A 13,863-nucleotide genomic window follows, 5' to 3' on the forward strand; every position below is an offset into this window, starting at 1 on the left:
GCGTGGTCAATTGCGTTTCACACCTTCCCCCTGCCGACCACGCGGCATAGGATCAGTTCATGTCTGATCCCCGCTTTATCCACCTTCGCCTGCATACGGAATATTCCCTTCTCGAAGGGGCCGTTCCGGTTAAGAAACTGATCGGTCTCGCCGCTGGCATGGATATGCCGGCAGTCGCGGTCACCGATTCGAACAATATGTTCGCGGCCTTGGAGTTTTCCGAATACGCGTCGAAAGCAGGCATTCAGCCGATCGTCGGCTGTCAGGTCGATATTCGCTACACAAAACCCGATCCCGGCAAAAAACCGGAAGCCCCAGCGCCCATCGTCCTACTGGCCAAATCCGAAGCGGGTTACATGAACCTGATGAAGATCAATTCATGCGCCTACCTTGATCAAGGCAACGAAGTCCCGCAGGTCGATGTGCAGGAATTGGCGGAATTCAGTGACGGTTTGATCTGTCTGACCGGCGGCCCTGACGGGCCGTTCGGGCGGCTTTTGCGGCAAGGGCAACGGCCTAAGGCCGAATTGCTGATGGACCAGTTTCAGGACATCTACGGCGATAACCTTTATGTCGAACTGCAACGACATCCCGGCGAAAACGGGCTGACTGACGCGGAAAAGCAATCGGAGCGCGGGCATGTGGAAATGGCCTATGCCAAAGGCATTCCGCTGGTTGCCACCAACGACGTCTATTTCCCGAAATCCGAACTGTACGAAGCGCACGACGCGCTGATCTGTATCTCGGAAGGCGCCTATGTCGATCAACAAGAAGACCGTCGCAGGCTGACCCCGCAGCATTACATGAAAACACCGCAGGAAATGGTCACGCTGTTTGCGGACCTTCCTGAGGCGATTGAGAACACTATCGAGATCGCCAAACGCTGCGCCTTCAAAACGTACAAACGTGACCCGATCCTGCCTAAATTTGCCGATGACGAGGTCGCCGAATTGCGTCGGCAGGCAGAAGAAGGCCTGAAAGCCCGTCTCGCCGTGATCCCGCATGCCGCAGAGGTCAAAGAATACGAAGACCGGCTCGAATTCGAACTCGGCATTATTGAGGGCATGGGGTTCCCCGGCTACTTCTTGATCGTTGCCGACTTCATCAAATGGGCCAAGGATCAAGGTATCCCTGTCGGTCCGGGCCGTGGGTCCGGTGCGGGGTCGCTCGTGGCCTACGCGCTGCTGATCACCGACCTTGACCCGCTACGCTATTCGCTACTGTTCGAACGGTTCTTGAACCCCGAACGGGTTTCCATGCCCGATTTCGATATCGACTTTTGCATGGACCGCCGCGAAGAAGTCATCCGTTTCGTGCAAGACAAATACGGACGCGATAAGGTGGGACAGATCATAACCTTTGGTGCGCTTTTGTCCAAGGCCGCCGTGCGTGACGTCGGTCGTGTTCTGCAGATGCCGTACGGTCAGGTGGATCGCCTTTCGAAAATGATCCCCGTCGAGGGCGTCAAACCCGTATCGATTGAAAAGGCGCTCGCCGATGAACCGCGTCTGCGTGAAGAGGCGAACAACGAAGAAGTTGTCGACCGCCTGCTGACCTACGCGCAGCAGGTCGAAGGATTGCTGCGGAACGCATCCACCCACGCGGCGGGTGTCGTGATCGGCGATAGACCGCTCGATGAACTCGTCCCGCTGTATCAAGATCCACGATCCGACATGCCTGCGACCCAGTTCAACATGAAATGGGTGGAACAAGCGGGGCTGGTAAAATTCGACTTCTTGGGCCTGAAAACCCTGACCGTCATTCAGAACGCCGTGAATTTGGTCGTAAAATCAGGCCGTCCGCTGCATGTGAATGCCGCAGGCGATGAATTATTCCAGCCCCCCGAAGGACTGGTCAACGACATCGGGACAATCCCGCTGGACGACGAAAAATCCTACTCGCTTTATTCTTCTGCCAAAACCGTCGCGGTGTTTCAGGTGGAATCCAGCGGCATGATGGATGCGCTCAAGCGGATGAAACCCAACTGTATCGAAGATATTGTTGCTCTCGTGGCGCTTTATCGTCCGGGCCCGATGGAAAACATTCCGGTTTATTGCGAGGTCAAAAACGGCCAACGCGAAATCGAATCCGTGCACGAATCCATCGACTATCTGCTGGCCGAAACCCAAGGCATCATCGTTTATCAGGAACAGGTGATGCAGATCGCGCAGGTCATGGCGGGCTATTCGCTTGGCGGCGCTGACCTGTTGCGCCGTGCGATGGGTAAGAAAATCGCCGAAGAAATGGCCAAGGAACGTCCCAAGTTCGAAAAAGGGGCGATGGAAAACGGCGTCGACAAAAAGAAAGCCTCAGAGGTTTTCGATTTGCTCGAGAAATTCGCGAACTACGGCTTCAACAAATCGCACGCGGCGGCCTATGCGGTGGTCAGCTACCAAACGGCGTGGCTGAAAGCGAACCATCCGGTCGAATTCATGGCAGGCGTCATGAACTGCGATATTCACCTGACCGACAAGCTGGCGGTGTATTTCCAAGAGGTCAAAAAAGGCCTGTCGATCGACTACATCCCGCCTTGCGTGAACCGGTCAGAGGCGACGTTCGACGTGCGTGATCAGAAACTGGTCTACGGGCTGGGCGCGTTGAAGAACGTCGGTGTGGAAGCGATGAAACTGATTGTTGACGGGCGCGACGGGCGTGAATTTGTGAATCTGTTCGACTTTGCGCGTCGTGTTGATCTGAAACGCGTCGGAAAACGCCCGCTTGAAATGCTTGCCCGTGCTGGTGCGTTTGACGTGCTCGACGGGAACCGGCAACGGGTGTTCCGGTCGCTCGATCCGCTTGTGGCCTATTCCGCTGCGATCCACGAGCAAAAGACGTCGAACCAAGTGTCCTTGTTCGGCGAAGCAGGCGACGACCTGCCCGAACCCCGCATCGCAAGCGGCGACGATTGGTTGCCCGCAGAACGGTTGGCCGAAGAATTCAAGGCCATCGGTTTCTACCTGTCGGGTCATCCGCTTGATGACTACATGGCCGCGCTGAAACGCAAAGGCGTGCTGACCTTGGACGAGGTCACAGCCAAGGCCGAACGCGGTGCGTGTATCGTCAAGATGGCGGGCACCGTGTCGGGTCGACAAGAACGCAAATCGGCACGCGGCAACCGCTTTGCTTTTGCGCAATTGTCCGATCCGACAGGCCAATACGAGATTACGATCTTCTCGGACACGCTGGAAACTGCCCGCGAACACCTCGAGACAGGGTCGCAGGTCGTCATTCAGGCAGAGGCGACAATGGAATCCGATCAGCTGAAATTGCTCGGCCGGTCCGTCGCCCCCATCGATAACGCGGTGGCGGATGCGGGTAGCAGCGGGTTGCGGGTTTTTCTTGATGCGCCAGACGCCATTCCATCGGTTGCAACGATCTTGGAAAACGCCAGCCGTGACGGTGTGAAAGGCGGACGCGGACCGGTCTATTTCTGCCTGATGGGCGCGGATTTGCCGGGTGAAGTCGAGATCGATCTTGGGCAAAATTTCCCAGTGAACCCGCAAATCAAGGGTGCGCTGCGGTCACTGAACGGGGTGATCGAAGTCGAAGAAGTGTGACGGCACGTTTTTGCCTTATCCAAACAGCTAGATAGACAGGTGCCCGCTAAATCGCGTAAAGACGGCGCTGGGACAAATGGGGATTTTGGGCATGCACCTGCGATTTGCAGCAATTCTAGGCACTTGTGCGTTTGTAGCGGGCTGTTCAGGCGTACCGGCAAGCAACCCTTCCCCAGCAGAACCTAGCATCGAAAGCCTCAGCGACGTTGCGCTTCCCGAAGGGACGTCACAAGAAGACGCGGTCGCCGCGGCACTAGCGCTGGCCGCAACGCCAGCAGAGACGCAAGGCGGCGGTTTCCTATCGGGGCTCTTCAGCGGCAGTGGTGGAAGTACAAATCGCGCTCCTGCGCCGCGCACTGGTCCTGATGCGCAAATCATCCCGTTCGGCGAAAGCGTGGCTTACGGCGAAATTGCGACGGTGTGTGATGCACCCCGTGGCGGTCTAGGAACCGAAGTCGCCAACATCAGCGGCTACAAAATCTACGATTCCGGCGCAAATGGCACATCTATGCGGGCGCATTACATCACGGGATTTGATGACGGATGCGCGCGCCAGTTTTCAGCAGCGCTAAGCCTCACCGGCGATGTGGGGACACATGAAGTGGTGCGTTATCTACCCACGAACCGGAACGTACCTTACAGCGCAACAGACAATGCATACGAAGCGATCAAAGCATCTGTTTGTCGTGTGAGCCACGGCACGCCGTGTGGCGCACGCATAGATTCACTTGCCGCCGACACAACCTTTGTAACAGCCTATGAAAAGTTCGGCGCGCATCCCCGTTGGGTCGAAATCCTGTTGCACGACGGTGAAGTCAAAGCGATCGATTTCAAAGAACGCTAATCGACCCGCGATCAGAGAAATTACACCACCGACTTGTCCGCAGGCATGCCTATGCTGATAGTGACCTTTGATTGACCCCAAAGGAATTTGACATGCGCGCTCTTATTATCTCTGCACTGATCGCCACTTTCCCCGGTTTTGCATTCGCGGATGGACATGCCGATGCGTTGGCAAGGTTGGAAGCTGGCACAGAAAAGATGACCAACAACCTGTTGGATTTCTATGTGTCACGGGTCCCGTCATTGGAAGACGTGCGTCCCGATATGTCGTGGGACGCTGAATTTCGGGACGCAGGGCAGTGTATCTTGGACGGCCTCGACACCGATGGTGGCCCAACAGCAGTTGCGGATTATCTGGCGGCCCTAGAAGAATTTGCTGACGCCGAAATCGTCAATTTCACCGACATGACCACCCAAATGCCTGCTGCGCTTTCCAGCAACGTGGTGTTGGGCCTGTCCAATTCCTGCGGCATGATCCGGGTCGGGACCGAACGCATGGCGGCGAGTGGGTTAAACGACGCATTTGCCCAAGATGGCGTGATGCAAAAGGTGCTCGCCCCCGCAGAGTAGCACCTGTGTGCACCTGCGGGAGCCTCCGGCGGGGATTTGGAAGGACCCAAAGAAGCCAGATGGCGTGGCCAGCTTTAACCATCCACCCGGATTTTAGCGTTTTTTGGGTCATAGGGACTGTCTTCGACAATTGTTGCGTCCCAAAGTTCATTGAGCATCCGCACCTTCAGCGTTGTCCCGACCTCTGCCAGTTCAGGGCGGACGTAGCCAAGGCCGATGGACTTTTCGAAAGCGATTGAGTAACCGCCCGACGTCAAACGCCCGACGCGCGTGCCGTCTTGTGCATATAGCGCCTCGCGTCCCCATGGATCCGCGTCATCCGGTCCGTCGATCAGCAGTGTCACACATTTGGACCGAATGCCTTTTTCGACCATGGCATCTTTGCCATAAAAGTCTTTGTTCAGATCAATGAAACGCGGCAAATCCGCCTCTGCGGGTGTCGCGTCGCGGCCCAGTTCGTTGCCAAACGCGCGGTACGATTTTTCCTGACGCAACCAGTTTTGCGCCCGTGCCCCGACTAACTTCATCCCGTGTTTTTCACCTGCTTTTTCGAGCAGATCGAACAGGTAGTTCTGCATTTCGATCGGGTGGTGCAATTCCCAACCGAGTTCACCCGTATAAGCCACGCGGATCGCGTTCACCGGGCACATACCCAATTCGATTTTTTTGGATGACAGCCATGGAAAACGTTTGTTGGACAGTGCCGTTTCCGGCTCTGCGTCATTGATCACGTCTAGCAGAACGTCGCGCGATTTTGGCCCTGCGATGGCAAAGACCCCGTATTTTGTTGTTACGTCCTCTTCATTGATACGTCCGAATTCCGGCTCTTTCTCCATGATCGCCTTGTAGAGATAATCTTGGTCGTAAGCGTGCCAAGCCCCAGCGGAGACGAGATAAAAATCATCCTCCGCAATCCGCACTATGGTGTATTCTGTCCGCGTGGTGCCGTGCGATGTCAGCGCATATGTCAGGTTGATCCGGCCGACTTTCGGCAGTTTGTTAGTGGTAAACCAATCTAGGAACGCTGCCGCCCCCGGCCCGGAAATCCGGTGTTTGGTAAAGGCTGTCGCGTCGATCAGACCGACGCCCTCGCGAATCGCTTTCGCCTCTTCCACCGCGTATTGCCACCAATCGCCACGCCGGAAAGACCGCGCATCATGGTCGTTGAATCCCATCGGCGCGAAGTAGTTTGGCCGTTCCCATCCATTCACGAACCCGAATTGCGCACCGCGAGCGGCTTGGCGGTCATAAGCGGGTGATGTGCGCAGCGGGCGGCAAGCAGGCCGTTCTTCATCAGGATGGTGCAGGATGTAGACGTGGTCGTAGCATTCTTCGTTCTTGCGCGCCGCGAATTCCGTCGTCATCCAGTCGCCGTAGCGTTTGGGATCGAGTGACGCCATATCGATCTCGGCATCGCCGTCGACCATCATTTGGGCGAGGTAATAGCCAGTACCGCCGGCTGCCGTGATGCCAAAAGAAAACCCTTCGGCGAGCCACATGTTGTGCAAACCGGGGGCCGGTCCGACCAGCGGATTACCGTCTGGCGTGTAGCAAATCGGGCCGTTGAAATCGTCCTTCAGACCGCTTTCTTCGCAGGACGGAATGCGGTGGATCATCGCCATGTACTGGTCTTCGATGCGCTCCAGATCGAGCGGGAACAGGTCAGCACGAAACGTATCGGGCACGCCGTATTCAAACACGGCAGGCGCGTTTTTCTCGTAGACGCCCAAAATCCAACCGCCGCGTTCTTCGCGCACATAGGATTGCGCGTCAGCGTCACGGATCACGGGGTGTTCGACGTTACCTTCGGCGCGGAACTTCACCAGATCGGGATCTTGGTCCATCACGATGAATTGGTGCTCGACGGGAATTGCCGGAATCTTGATGCCGAGTTTCTTGGCCGTCGTTTGCGCATGGTTGCCCGAAGCCGTCACAACGTGTTCTGCTGTGATAACGATCTGTTCGTCAGACGGGATCAGGTTACCGCCTTTTTCGACCATCTTTGTACAGGTGACTTCCCACGCGTCGCCGTTCCAATGGAACGCATCGGCCTGCCATTTGCGTTCGATCGCAACGCCACGTTGGCGGGCACCCTTGGCCATCGCCTGGGTCACGTCGGCTGGATTAATGTAGCCGTCGGTGTTGTGATATAGTGCGCCTTTGAGGTCATCGGTCTTGATAAGTGGCCATTTCGCCTTGATCTGATCGGGTGTCATCCATTCGTATGGCACATCGCAAGTTTCAGCGGTGGACGCATAGAGCATGTATTCGTCCATGCGTTCCTGCGTTTGGGCCATACGCAGGTTACCGACGACTGCAAAACCGGCATTCAGCCCTGTCTCGGCCTCTAGTTCTTTATAAAAGTCGACGGAATATTTGTGAATGTGTGTGGTCGCGTAAGACATGTTAAACAACGGCAGCAAACCCGCCGCATGCCATGTTGAACCGGACGTCAGTTCATCCCGCTCTAACAACATCACGTCATCCCAACCTGCTTTCGCAAGGTGATAGGCAATTGATGTGCCGACTGCACCGCCCCCAACAACCAAGGCTTTGACAGTAATTTTCATGGCGATGCTCCGCAGAATGTACTTTCGCCCAATGTGTCGCAATCGACGCAGGCAAGACAGAACCATCCGACCTTGAAAGTGCTAAAACCGACGTGGTGACAAATTCTTAAAGGTTGTGGCGCTATCGTGGCCACTATGCAGAAATGACACTGGAACGATTTGGTTAAAATTGCAGACTCAACAGACGCCGTCGAAAAGACTATATTAACCTCACTACACGTAAGATGTGGGAAATGAGGAGTAGTTTCATGACACGCTTGCTAACCATGCTGGCGTTAGTCTCAGTCAGTTTGCTGAGCGCTTGCGCTGCGACGCCTGATAGCTATGTGGCTGGTCGGGCCGACAACGATTTGTTGCGCTTTTCCGCCGCTAATTATGCGATTCCATCGGGTCCTGCCCGTTAAGATTCGATCGCTTATGGCTATCTGACGCTGATACACGACCGCGTGCCCGCTTGATGGACACGCGCCCCATTCGCGATTCAGCTCTTTCTTATTCCCGCTCAGTTGGCGCCACACACGAAGTTTTCGTGACTCAAACCCAGCGTCAGGTTAACGTTTGGCCAACAACAAAAATCAAAGCAGGCAGCCCCTAGTGGAACAGGCACAAACATGGCGTGCCCGACGCACCGAATTTATGCATCGCTACCATGCGCGGCGGTCCGCCCGCGCACGTCCGGCGACCGGTTTCGTGTCACAACCGGAACCCAAGACGATTGGCCACTTTGCCCGCGGTCGTCAGCTGATCAGCGGCAATTTTCTGTTTGCCGGATCGTTCGTCCAAGCACCTAACGCGTTGATCTGGGACATTGGCATCGACAACATGCGCGTCGCCGAAGAAATTCAGGGCTGCGCATGGCTTGATGATCTGGCCGCCGTCGGCGACATGCGTGCCCGCGAGCGGGCGCAAGCATGGGTGTCGGAATGGATCGTCCGGTTCGGAAATGGCACCGGCCCGGGTTGGACGCCAGATTTGACAGGTCGACGGCTGATCCGCTGGATCAACCACGGCCTGTTCCTTTTGCGCGGTCAGGACAAAGCCAAGTCCGACACGTTCTTTCGGTCGCTGGGTCAACAAACCTTGTTCTTGGCAAAACGCTGGCGCACTGCTGAACCGGGTTTGGCGCGTTTCGAAGCGCTGACAGGCATCATTTACGCAGGGCTGGCCCTTGAAGGGATGGAGAAATTCGCACCACCTGCGATCAAAGCACTAGCCGAAGACTGTGATACACAGATCGACGCGATGGGCGGGATACCAACGCGAAACCCCGAACATTTGCTTGAGGTTTTCACCCTGATCACGTGGGCGACGCAGGCGTTGACAAATGCGGGCCAGACGCCACCGCGACAATTCACCGACGCGCTAGAACGGATTGCGCCCACGCTGCGTGCTTTGCGACATGCGGACGGTAGCCTTGCCCGATTCCATGGCGGCGGGCGTGGCATTGATGGCCGCCTTGATCATGCTCTGGCCGATTCGCTCGTGCGGGTAACCCCGATGGAACAGCGGGACCTGCATATGGGCTTTGCCCGCATCACCGCAGGCCGGACGTCGATGATCATTGATGCGGATGCGCCACCCGTCGGCCCTGCGTCCAGCGATGCCCATGCCAGCACGCTCGCGTTCGAAGTCACATCGGGCCGCCGTCCGATCATCGTGACATGCGGATCAGGCCGCAGCTTCGGGGAAGATTGGCGTAGGGCTGGGCGCGCCACACCGTCCCATTCAACGCTTTGGATTAACGGTTATTCATCATCCCGCCTCGCCCCGCCAGTAAAAGGCAGCCGCGCGACCGAGCTGTTGCTCGATGTTCCGCAATTGGTGCAATGCGAATTCTCGAACCTTGATGATGGGAAACGGATCGAACTGTCCCATGATGGGTACCGCCAGACACATGGCCTGACGCACGCCCGCACGATTGACATCGCCATTGATGGTCGCGGGATCGTGGGCGAAGATTTGCTGACCACGCTCGGTCCAAACGACGAAAGCCGTTTTGACGCACTGCAATCACGGACCAGCCCCGGCGTGCCCTACACCATCCGCTTTCACCTGCACCCCGACGTCAACGCGACCGTCGATTTGGGCGGTGGTGCCGTATCGTTGATCCTGAAATCCGGTGAAGTTTGGATATTCCGGCACGATGGACAGGCAAGATTGAGCCTTGAACCGTCAGTTTATTTGGAAAATGGCAGATTAAAGCCCCGCGCAAGCCAACAGGTGGTTTTAACCAGCGCCGCAATGGCATATGCGACGCGCGTCCGCTGGTCGTTGGCCAAAGCACAAGACACGCCCGATGCGGTGCGTGATCTGACCCCAAATGACCCGGTGGGCGGTTACGATGACACATCACGGGGACACTGATGACCGATCTCGCACCACTGCGCCGCGCGCTTCTTTCTGTATCTGATAAAACTGGCCTGATTGAATTGGGCCAAGATCTTGCCAAGCGTGGGGTTGAACTGCTCTCCACGGGAGGCTCTGCCAAGGCGCTGCGCGATGCAGGGCTGGACGTGAAAGACGTGGCTGACGTCACAGGCTTTCCTGAAATGATGGATGGACGTGTAAAAACGCTGCACCCGGTTGTGCATGGCGGACTGCTCGCACGGCGCGATCTTGAAGGTCACGTCGCAGCGATGGATGAACACAACATCGGTCCAATCGATTTGCTTGTTGTGAACCTCTACCCATTTGAAGATGCCGTCGCCAAAGGCTCTGATTACGATACTTGCATCGAAAATATCGATATCGGCGGCCCTGCGATGATCCGGTCATCTGCCAAGAACCACGCTTTTGTAACGGTTGTGACCGACGTCGAAGATTACGCCACGTTGCGCGCGGAATTGGACGCGAACGACGGCCAGACCACTTATGCCTTCCGCCAACGCCAAGCGCAGATCGCTTATGGCCGCACCGCTGCTTACGACACCGCTGTCAGCACATGGATGGCAAACGCGATTGGCAACAACGAACCGCGCCGCCGGTCCTTCACGGGTACCTTCGCCCAAACAATGCGCTACGGTGAAAACAGCCACCAGTCCGCCGCGTTCTACACTGACGGAACCAACCGTCCGGGTGTGGCAACAGCGCAGCAGCATCAGGGCAAAGAACTGTCTTACAACAACATCAATGATACTGATGCGGCGTTTGAACTGGTCGCGGAATTCGATCCCGCCAATGGTCCTGCAGTTGCGATCATCAAACACGCGAACCCATGTGGCGTTGGCCAAGGTGCGACATTGCTCGAGGCGTACACAAAGGCGTTTGATTGCGACCGGACCTCAGCATTCGGCGGCATTGTCGCGCTGAACCAACCGCTTGATGAAGACACGGCAAAAGCCATCGTCGAAATCTTTACCGAAGTTGTGATTGCGCCCGGTGCATCCGATGCAGCCAAGGCGATCTTCGCAACCAAGAAGAACCTGCGTCTTCTGACCACTGATGGTCTACCTGATCCACAGGAACAATCGCTGGCCTACCGTCAGGTTGCGGGTGGCATGTTGGTGCAGGACAAAGACACAGACGATCTGCGGATCGAGGACCTGAAGGTTGTGACGAAGGTTGAACCGACCGACGATCAACTCAAGGACCTACTGTTCGCTTGGAAAGTCGCGAAGCACACCAAATCCAACGCCATCGTCTACGTCAAAGACGGCGCAACGGTTGGTGTTGGCGCGGGCCAGATGTCACGTCTCGACAGTGCCCTGATCGCTGCGAAGAAAGCGGAACGTATGGCCGACGCCATGGGTCTGCCACAACCGCTGACTATCGGTTCTGCTGTCGCATCTGACGCGTTCTTCCCGTTCGCGGATGGCCTGATGGAAGCAGCCGCAGCAGGAGCGACCTGTGTCATCCAGCCCGGCGGGTCTATGCGCGATGACGAAGTGATCAAAGCCGCTGACGAGGCCGGTATCGCAATGGTCTTCACCGGCACACGCCACTTCCGGCACTAAGGATAAATCGTATGCGCCCGCTTTTTTGGACAGCTTTCTGGGTCTTCCTGATTGACCAAGTGACGAAATATTACGTCGTACATTGGCTTGGCCTGATCAATGCTCCGGGTGGGCGCATCACCGTCTTTCCACCATTTCTTGAATACCGCATGGCGTGGAACCGTGGGGTCAACTTTGGCCTTGGCGCGGGCTATGACATGCGTTGGGTGTTGATCGGGGTCGCACTTGCGATTTCCGTCGGGGTCATCGTTTGGCTCTGGCGTGCAGGCGGGACACGCAACATGATGATCGCGGCTGGTCTGTTGATCGGCGGGGCCATTGGTAACGTCGTCGATCGGGTTATCTATGGGGCGGTCGCCGACTTCCTGAACATGTCCTGCTGCGGCATCGACAACCCCTATGCATTTAACGTCGCAGACATCGCGATCTTTGCAGGTGCGATTGGCCTCGCGTTCCTGTCAGACGACGGCGGTTCTAAGCCGTCCAAAAAACGCGGCACAAAGAGATCGTGACGCGGGCGCATTCCTGCGCTAAACACGCATCACCAAAGACTTAAGGAACGGCAATGCGTGCAATTATACTGGCAAGCGTCACACTTTTGGCACTTGCCGCATGTTCAAACGGTCCTGCGACTCCGATCCGCGATTTTGGGACGGTCACAATCACCCCTGTTGAAAATAATCTAGAGATCGCAAAAGAACTGGCCCTGCCGCCGACCCTGCAAACTTTGCCGCAACCGACACCGGGTGGCGTGAACAGGGCCGACAATTAGGTTCTACTTGGACCGACGCATCGCCGCCTTGAATTCAGCAAGCCGGAACGCACCAATAATCTGGCCAATAGCGAAATAGCTCACGATCCCCGCGACGACGAGGATCAACAACCCGATCATGCGCAATCCACCCGCAGTCAACAAAGGCTGCAAAGCCCAAGCGACGCCAAACAGGACGACGCCCATCAAACACGCGGCTAAGATAATCCGCCAAATGCGCCGTTTGAAACGCGCATCGAATTGCGCAGATTTGCCCATCCCGCGTGCGCCCCACCACAGCTGACCAACCATCGCCCAGCTTGTCAGTGAAGTACCGACGGCTGCCGCGATAAATCCGATATAGTCGCGCAATCCAAACGCAAGCACAGCGTTCAGGACCATTGCGACAAGAGCATAGTAGAACGGCCGCTTCGTGTCGCCACGCGCGTAGAACAACGGCTGCAGGGCCTTCTGCAGTACGAATGCAGGCAACCCGAGACCGTAGATAGCAACGGCCAAGGCAGTCGCAGCCGTGTCGCTTTGGGTAAACGCGCCGCGTTCGAACAAGACCGATACTAATGGGATCGGGATGACGATCAGCGCGATGGCTGCAGGAATAGTTAATGCCAACGCAATCTCAGACGCGCGGTTAAAGGCATCTTGCCCACCGGCCTCGTCACCCGCTTGCAAGCGGCGGGACAGATCAGGCAACAGCACGACTCCAATCGCAATCGCAATCACACCCAACGGCAGCTGGTACAACCGATCCGCATAGCTTAGCCATGCAATTGCTCCGTCAAAGGTGCTTGCGACCTGACGCCCCACGAGCAGGTTGATCTGCAGTACGCCGCCCGCCAGCACCGCTGGCACCGCAATAATCGCAAGCCGTTTCAGGTCAGGCGTCAAGCGCGGCATCCGCAAGGACATCGGAAAACCCGCCCGTTTCGCAGCGATCCAGACCAGTGCGACCTGCGCGATCCCAGCGAATGGGACAGCCCACGCCAAGGCGCGCCCAAAGCCCACGGTCGCATCGAATTGATAGGCCCCGTCGGTAAAGGTCGCAGGGCCGAACACCCACATCGCCAACATTGTGACAACAAAGAAAATGTTCAACAGGACAGGCGCCGCTGCCGCAGCAACAAAGCGCCCCGTTGCGTTCAAGACGCCTGAAAGAAGGGCCGCTAGCGATATGAACAGAATATACGGGAACGCCACTTGTCCGTAGGCAACGGCGAGCTCAAACCGGACATCACCGCGAAATCCTGCGGCCATCAAGGTCACAAGCGCAGGCATAAAAGCGACAGCGACGCCTGTGAAAATGAGCAGTATGAACCCGAGCCCCGCGAATGCATCCTGTGCGAAGGTCAGCGGATCATCGTCTGCTTCCAGCTTTTTGGAAAACATCGGCACGAAGGCCATGTTGAAAGCACCTTCGGCAAAGAACCTGCGGAACATGTTCGGCAAGGACAGCGCGATCAAGAACGCTTCGGCCACAGGGCCAGTGCCCAAGAACGCGGCCATCATGATGTCACGCGCAAATCCCAAGACACGCGATAGCAACGTCCAAAGGCCGACTGTGAAGAAGCCAGCCATCAATCGAATAGGTTTCACGCAAGCGC

Annotated in this window: 10 protein-coding genes; 8 read left to right on the plus strand and 2 right to left on the minus strand. The window is 56.6% G+C overall.

From position 1 onward, the window contains the following. The first annotated feature begins 59 nt into the window (after nucleotides 1-59). From dnaE to MWU61_RS07195, 3 genes are all read left to right on the plus strand, one after another. Complete coding sequence (gene dnaE / locus MWU61_RS07185; protein WP_247127608.1) at nucleotides 60-3,557, plus strand: DNA polymerase III subunit alpha; 3,498 nt, start codon at nucleotides 60-62, stop codon at nucleotides 3,555-3,557. 91 nt (nucleotides 3,558-3,648) lie between these two features. Beyond that, nucleotides 3,649-4,401, plus strand: coding sequence for a hypothetical protein (locus MWU61_RS07190; protein ID WP_247127609.1), 753 nt, complete (start codon nucleotides 3,649-3,651; stop codon nucleotides 4,399-4,401). A 92-nt stretch (nucleotides 4,402-4,493) separates the two neighbouring features. After that, entirely contained in the window at nucleotides 4,494-4,970 is a 477-nt protein-coding gene (locus MWU61_RS07195) for a hypothetical protein (protein WP_247127610.1), read from the plus strand. A gap of 74 nt (nucleotides 4,971-5,044) precedes the next feature. On the opposite strand, the gene MWU61_RS07200 is transcribed toward MWU61_RS07195, so the two are convergent. Further along, the gene (locus MWU61_RS07200) at nucleotides 5,045-7,540 is read right to left on the minus strand and encodes an FAD-dependent oxidoreductase (protein ID WP_247127611.1); all 2,496 of its coding nucleotides are present in this window, start codon (nucleotides 7,538-7,540) and stop codon (nucleotides 5,045-5,047) included. Nucleotides 7,541-7,788: 248 nt separating this feature from the next. Here MWU61_RS07200 and MWU61_RS07205 point away from each other — a divergent pair, with 248 nt between their 5' ends. From MWU61_RS07205 to MWU61_RS07225, 5 genes are all read left to right on the plus strand, one after another. Then, a complete protein-coding gene (locus MWU61_RS07205) occupies nucleotides 7,789-7,944 on the plus strand; it encodes a hypothetical protein (protein WP_247127612.1) in 156 nt (51 codons plus the stop codon). A gap of 232 nt (nucleotides 7,945-8,176) precedes the next feature. Continuing rightward, complete coding sequence (locus MWU61_RS07210; protein ID WP_247127747.1) at nucleotides 8,177-9,904, plus strand: heparinase II/III family protein; 1,728 nt, start codon at nucleotides 8,177-8,179, stop codon at nucleotides 9,902-9,904. Then, a complete protein-coding gene (gene purH / locus MWU61_RS07215; RefSeq protein ID WP_247127613.1) occupies nucleotides 9,904-11,493 on the plus strand; it encodes a bifunctional phosphoribosylaminoimidazolecarboxamide formyltransferase/IMP cyclohydrolase in 1,590 nt (529 codons plus the stop codon). The genes MWU61_RS07210 and purH overlap by 1 nt, the downstream gene beginning before the upstream one ends. 11 nt (nucleotides 11,494-11,504) lie before the next feature. Then, nucleotides 11,505-12,005: a signal peptidase II gene (lspA, locus tag MWU61_RS07220; protein WP_247127614.1), complete on the plus strand. Its 501-nt coding sequence runs from the start codon at nucleotides 11,505-11,507 to the stop codon at nucleotides 12,003-12,005. A 53-nt stretch (nucleotides 12,006-12,058) separates the two neighbouring features. After that, complete coding sequence (locus tag MWU61_RS07225) at nucleotides 12,059-12,265, plus strand: DUF3035 domain-containing protein (RefSeq protein WP_247127615.1); 207 nt, start codon at nucleotides 12,059-12,061, stop codon at nucleotides 12,263-12,265. Between the two features lie 3 nt (nucleotides 12,266-12,268). On the opposite strand, the gene murJ is transcribed toward MWU61_RS07225, so the two are convergent. Then, the gene (murJ, locus tag MWU61_RS07230) at nucleotides 12,269-13,855 is read right to left on the minus strand and encodes a murein biosynthesis integral membrane protein MurJ (RefSeq protein ID WP_247127616.1); all 1,587 of its coding nucleotides are present in this window, start codon (nucleotides 13,853-13,855) and stop codon (nucleotides 12,269-12,271) included. Nucleotides 13,856-13,863 lie beyond the last annotated feature (8 nt).

This window comes from Loktanella sp. F6476L (assembly GCF_023015725.1).
In the GTDB taxonomy this organism is placed as follows: domain Bacteria; phylum Pseudomonadota; class Alphaproteobacteria; order Rhodobacterales; family Rhodobacteraceae; genus Yoonia.